This is a genomic window from Psychrobacter sp. (assembly GCF_035469765.1).
Taxonomy (GTDB): Bacteria; Pseudomonadota; Gammaproteobacteria; order Pseudomonadales; family Moraxellaceae; genus Psychrobacter.
Genome location: NZ_DATIRM010000267.1, coordinates 1 through 5,543, shown reverse-complemented (window position 1 = coordinate 5,543; position 5,543 = coordinate 1). Strand labels below are relative to the sequence as shown.

Sequence of the window (5,543 nt, the reverse complement as noted above, 5' to 3'; positions counted from 1 at the left end):
TTTCTAGCTAAAGGTCTACTAGAGACAAAAGATACTTACGAGGCTTAATAATTTTCTATTGTTAGGTTGTAGTCATCGCTTTTTAAGTGGTGATTAACTCTAGAGACCATAAGACTGAAATATATTTCAAAAAAATATGCGTCTAAAAACTACGTTTTTTGCTGAATTGAGGTTGGGTTCAAAAATCATCATAATGCCAAATTTACTAGGTTAGGTGTCATGATGGTTTTTTAGCCAAAAATAGCTAGGTTGTGGTCAGTTATGTATTTGAGGTTTTAGGGCAGGGCACAGTTTGGGCACCACATGGGCACCGTCATGAAAACGGACTTTTTGTTTGGGTAGTTAGACTTCACTATATTCAGAAAAATATTTCGATAAATCTTCTACAAGCCCTGAAAATTGGACAAAAAAAAGCCTCACTGTTAAGTGAGGCTTTTTAAGTATTTGGAGCGGGAAAAGAGATTCGAACTCTCGACCCCAACCTTGGCAAGGTTATGCTCTACCACTGAGCTATTCCCGCTAATTATCAATTAACTATTGTCAGTTGATGAAGGCGTATTATACGCAGTTTTTTGAGCGTGTCAACAGGTAACATGAAAAAAAGCAAAAGATAGTAAATTGGCATATTATCCTATCAAGCATCTATGTTATAACAGATTGTTATAATCTACATTCCAAAAGCTTTGCTTTCTATAAATAGGCTGGAATGCAGCTTTATAATTACTTTCATTATATTTATGATTTATAAACATAACACTTAAGGATAAGTAATATGAGTCAACAATATACCATCGCTGATTATTTATTTGATCGCATCGCAGAAGCGGGTGCAACCGAGATATTTGGCGTACCTGGTGATTTTAATCTAACCTTTCTAGATAATGTACTTGCCTCCGATAAACTACGCTGGGTAGGTAATACCAATGAGCTAAACGCAGGTTATGCAGCTGATGGCTATGCTCGAGAGCGTGGCTTTGCCGCTATGGTGACAACCTTTGGCGTGGGCGAGTTGTCAGCGATTAATGCCACCGCAGGCTCGTTTGCAGAGTATACGCCAGTGCTACACATCGTTGGTGCGCCTAGCACCGCTTTGCAAGATTCAAAACGTCGTATCCACCATACTTTGGGTGACGGGGTATTTAACCATTTTATCAAGATGGTCGAGCCGGTGACCGTGGCACGCGCGCATATTACGCCTGATAATGCTGCTTCTGAGATTGATCGTGTCATTCGTATGATTCTTAAAAAGCATCGCCCAGGTTATTTACTACTATCACCAGATGTGGCAAAAACGCCAATTTATCCGCCAACGACCAAACTTATCGATAGTGAGGAAGATATCACCAGTCAAGCGGCGTTAGCAGACTTTAAGCAAGCGCTGATAGAATTTTTACCCAATAAAACCACGACGTTGATGGCAGACTTGATGGTGCATCGTTTGGGTCTGCAAAATCAGCTTAAAGCTTTGATTGCTGATACCGATATTCCTTATACAACGTTATCGTGGGGCAAAACCTTGCTTGACGAAAATAGTGAGCGTTGGGCAGGTACCTATGCGGGCGTGGCATCGCGTCCTGTCGTTAAGGATATGGTCGAAAACTGTGAATGTTTGATAAAAATTGGTGTGCAATATACTGACACTACTACTGCAGGGTTTAGCCAAGATATTGATGAAAATGTGGTGGTTGACTTACATTATGAGCGTGCGAGTATCGCAGGAAAAAACTTTGCGCCTATCGCTTTAAAAGACGCTTTAAAAGTATTGCATGAAGTCATGACCTCAGGTATCAAAATTGTGGCAAAGCAGTTCTGTGAAGAGGTAAAGCCGCATGAGCAACATGGCAAGGATAATGAGGCCATTCGTCAAGATGACTTATGGCATATCATTGCTGATGCGCTTGATGATAAAAACTTGGTGTTTTCTGAACAAGGCACCGCCTATTTTGGTATCAGTGATGTGCGTCTGCCAGAAGGCGTGACGTCTTATGGACAGCCAATGTGGGGCTCAATTGGTTATACTTTGCCTGCGAGTTTAGGTGGTGCCATTGCGTCACCGCATAAACGCAGTATTTTACTCATTGGTGATGGTTCTGCTTTATTAACCATTCAAGAAATTGCGGTGATGATTCAAGAGCGTATCAACCCTGTGATTGTGCTGATTAATAATGATGGTTATACCGTTGAGCGGGCGATTCATGGTGAAAACCAGTATTATAACGACATCCCCAAATGTGATTGGCAGCTGATGCCAAAAGCGTTTGGTGCTACTGATGATAATAGTCTGCTACTAAAAGCAGAGACAGCAGGCGAGTTAAAAGAGGCTCTCAAACAAGCGACTGCAGCAAAAGACAAACTGGTTATGTTGGAGGTCATCGCTGGCAAGCATGATATTCCGCCACTACTAGCTGATATCAGTGCCGCGCTTAAGCCAAAAGCCGATTAAGTCTATTTAATAAGTTTTAATCAAAAAAAGCTCGTTGAGTCACTAAACTCAATGGGCTTTTTTGAGGATTTTTTTCGATATCGACCAACTAACTAGAGATTCTGCTTATGTCAATTTGCATACTTTAGTATCATGGTAGGTTGGGCTGTATTCGGTCCTTAACACTCAAAAGGACATACCTTATTATGATTTGGCTGAAAATGCTTATTGGTGCCTTGATGGTATTAGCGATTCAATTATTCGCCCAAACCAGATTTTTCTACTTGGCTGCACTTGCCCCGCTTTTCCCCACTTTTACGTTGATTAGTCACTTTATTGTGGGTACTGAGCGTAGCCCTGCTGATTTAAAGGTCGCACTGATATTTAGTATGCTCGGTGTTATTCCGCATCTTATCTATACCTTTGTGGTCTTTTTTAGCATCAGCTATGTCAGCTTATATAAGGCGCTTTTATTGGGCGTGGTTGCTTGGACAGTAGCAGCGGCGATTTTAGTGCTGACGTGGCAATACATTCAAGCTTCATGATAGTTAAACGAGGGCAGTGCTCACAATAGCGCGAAAATGGCGCTCTAGAAGCGGATAAATTCAGATAGAAATATGAATAAAGGGCTTTGAGACGATTTCTTTGCAGACAGGTTCTCTAGATTTGGTCAAGGATGTTATGCTTAAGTGCGGCTTCGTTATGCTACCCACAGAAAAGTAAGGTCAATACTATGGCAACCACTCAATTCGTTATCACTGATAAAAATAGGGCTTAAAAAAAGATGGATACCTTAAATATCCTTTATTTCGTAGGAGCGGTATTAATTTTTGCCAGTATTATGGCAAGTACCTTATCCGCGCGTTTGGGCGTTCCTTTGTTACTGTTGTTTTTAATCGTAGGAATGCTGGCTGGCGAAGAGGGAATCTTAGGTATCGAGTTTTCCCAATATGCTATTGCTAATTTTGTTGGGCAGGCAGCGCTGGCTTGTATCTTGTTAGATGGCGGTCTGCGCACCTCTTTTAAGTCCTTTCGAGTGGGTCTTAAGCCTGCAATCACCTTAGCTACTTGGGGCGTATTGGCTACGGTCATGATACTGGGCGTATTCGTGACTTGGCTACTTGATGTCGATTGGCGTCTTGGGTTATTAATGGCAGCGATTGTCGGTTCAACCGATGCTGCAGCGGTATTTTCATTGCTGCGTAATGGTGGTGTGAAGCTTAACGATCGTGTACAAGCTACACTAGAGCTAGAGTCGGGTGCCAACGACCCTTTGGCTATTTTGCTTGTGACAGGATTGATTGCTTTAAATGTCGATCCCACAGGGCAAACGGTACTGGGCTTTTTATGGTTGCTATTACAGCAGCTCAGCTTTGGTCTAGGCATGGGCTTGTTGTTTGGTTATTTATTAGCAAGGTTATTACCCAAGGTGCATTTGGCAGAAGGCATGTACGCCATCTTAATTATGTCTGCTGGCTTGGCAGTCTTTGCTGCGACCAATCTTATTGGCGGTAGTGGGTTTTTGGCCATTTATCTTACCGGTGTGCTGATTGGTAACCATAAAGTACGCTCAACTGAGCATGTCATGCGGGTGATGGATAGCTTTGCTTGGTTATCACAGGCAGTATTATTTGTAGTATTGGGACTACTAGTGACACCATCGAACGTTATCGATGTTTGGTATTATTCGGTCGCCATTGCCGCCTTTATGATTTTGATTGCTCGTCCTATTGCTGTCTATACGAGTGTCAAACCTTTTAAATTCAAAGACAGAGAAATCGGTTTTATCTCTTGGGTAGGACTGCGTGGCGCGGTACCTATTACCCTAGCTATTTTGCCCGTGATGGCAGGTATAGATGGCGCCTTTATGCTATTTGATATTGCCTTTGGTGTGGTAGTTCTGTCATTGATTTTACAAGGCACCACCATTCCTATCATGGCAAATTTATTCAAAGTACGTATCCCAAGCAATAAAGACCCAGAAGAAGAGCATGAAGTCTGGGTATCTGATAAAGCTAGCATTACTTTATACGAATTTGAAGTGAAGTCAGGGGCATTTGCGATTGATCGTCATCCGATGGGCATCTCTAACCATGTCAGCCCTGATGAGATTAGTATCTTTGCCTTGGTACGTAGGCAACATATTGTGATGGTTGAAGAAACGACCAAGCTTAAATGTGGAGATAGAGTCTGGTATGCGATGAGGGGTAATCATGCCAGTAAAATTGCTAAAATTTTTAATGATACGACGTTAGATCTTAAAGCCATCGATGACTTTTATGGCGATTGGTTACTATCACCAAGTGTAAAGCTTGGAGACTTGCCGTTTTTTACCGGTATTATGGCGGCTGAGTCTCTTGTAGATAAGCTAAAGGAAAAACCTGAAGACAGTGCCAAAAGTATGTGGGAGCAAACGGTCGCTGAGTATGTCGTAGATAACTTGGATATGAAGCCAGTCTCAGGCGATACGGTTGCTATCAGTGATGAATGGTCATTGGTCATCAAAGAAGTGGACGAGAAAGGAAAGCTGAGAACGATTGGTTTAAAGCATCAAGAGTTTGCTAAGGTGATTTAATTTTTTACTATATAAATATCAGCTGAGATGACTGCATAATAAAAAGCCCTATTGATGATCAATAGGGCTTTTTCAATAGTATTATCTACAGCAGTGATTACCACATCAAATCATCTGGGATCACATAGGCGGCGTACGGATCGTCTTCTGCCAGCTCATCTTCTGCAGTATCGTTTGATACCACCATAAAGCCTTCTAGCTTTGAGTCGATACGATCGGCAAGCGGGCGCGGTAGTAGGGCATAGCTGTCATCTAAACGGGCGATGACCACGTGACCTAACACAATTTGATCGTATAGCTTTTGAGTAATAGAGATTTTTTTGACTTTTGCATCATCGACAAACTGATAGCTGATGTCGCCATTTGTCTCAGTCAGTTGATGCTGCTTAATCATTTGAATGATATTGGCTTTTAACATCTTCTCTTCTAAGACTCGCTGCTTTTCTTGATTGAGCTTTTGGTATTTTTCTAGCTTTTTAGCTTGGGCGTCTGCCAAGGCTTTTTTAGCTTCGATATTCGATGCATCGCCAGTGCGCTTAGCGTGCT

Annotated in this window: 4 protein-coding genes and 1 tRNA gene; 3 read left to right on the top strand and 2 right to left on the bottom strand. The window is 42.0% G+C overall.

The window, feature by feature from the left end; translation table 11 throughout:
- Nucleotides 1-445: 445 nt before the first annotated feature.
- A tRNA-Gly gene (locus tag VLN09_RS07560) sits at nt 446-520 on the bottom strand.
- A gap of 252 nt (nt 521-772) precedes the next feature.
- Between VLN09_RS07560 and VLN09_RS07555 the strand changes: the two genes are divergently transcribed.
- The 3 genes from VLN09_RS07555 (at nt 773) to VLN09_RS07545 (ending at nt 4,997) form a co-directional block, all read left to right on the top strand.
- Nucleotides 773-2,443, top strand: a complete 1,671-nt coding sequence (locus VLN09_RS07555; RefSeq protein ID WP_325245206.1) for an alpha-keto acid decarboxylase family protein — start codon at nt 773-775, stop codon at nt 2,441-2,443.
- A 185-nt stretch (nt 2,444-2,628) separates the two neighbouring features.
- Nucleotides 2,629-2,967, top strand: coding sequence for a GlpM family protein (locus VLN09_RS07550; RefSeq protein WP_325245204.1), 339 nt, complete (start codon nt 2,629-2,631; stop codon nt 2,965-2,967).
- Between the two features lie 239 nt (nt 2,968-3,206).
- Nucleotides 3,207-4,997 carry a potassium/proton antiporter gene (locus tag VLN09_RS07545; RefSeq protein ID WP_325245202.1) on the top strand — a complete coding sequence of 597 codons (1,791 nt, stop codon included), beginning with the start codon at nt 3,207-3,209 and terminating at the stop codon, nt 4,995-4,997.
- 97 nt (nt 4,998-5,094) lie between these two features.
- Here VLN09_RS07545 and VLN09_RS07540 read toward each other — a convergent pair.
- On the bottom strand, nt 5,095-5,543 hold a 449-nt coding region (locus VLN09_RS07540), incomplete at its 5' end, for a DUF2058 domain-containing protein (protein ID WP_325245200.1).

What these genes read in the sequence shown, in the direction of transcription:
- VLN09_RS07555 (WP_325245206.1), top strand. Translation starts at nt 773, where the DNA reads ATGAGTCAACAATATACCATCGCTGATTATTTATTTGATCGCATCGCA.
- VLN09_RS07550 (WP_325245204.1), top strand. Translation starts at nt 2,629, where the DNA reads ATGATTTGGCTGAAAATGCTTATTGGTGCCTTGATGGTATTAGCGATT.
- VLN09_RS07545 (WP_325245202.1), top strand. Translation starts at nt 3,207, where the DNA reads ATGGATACCTTAAATATCCTTTATTTCGTAGGAGCGGTATTAATTTTT.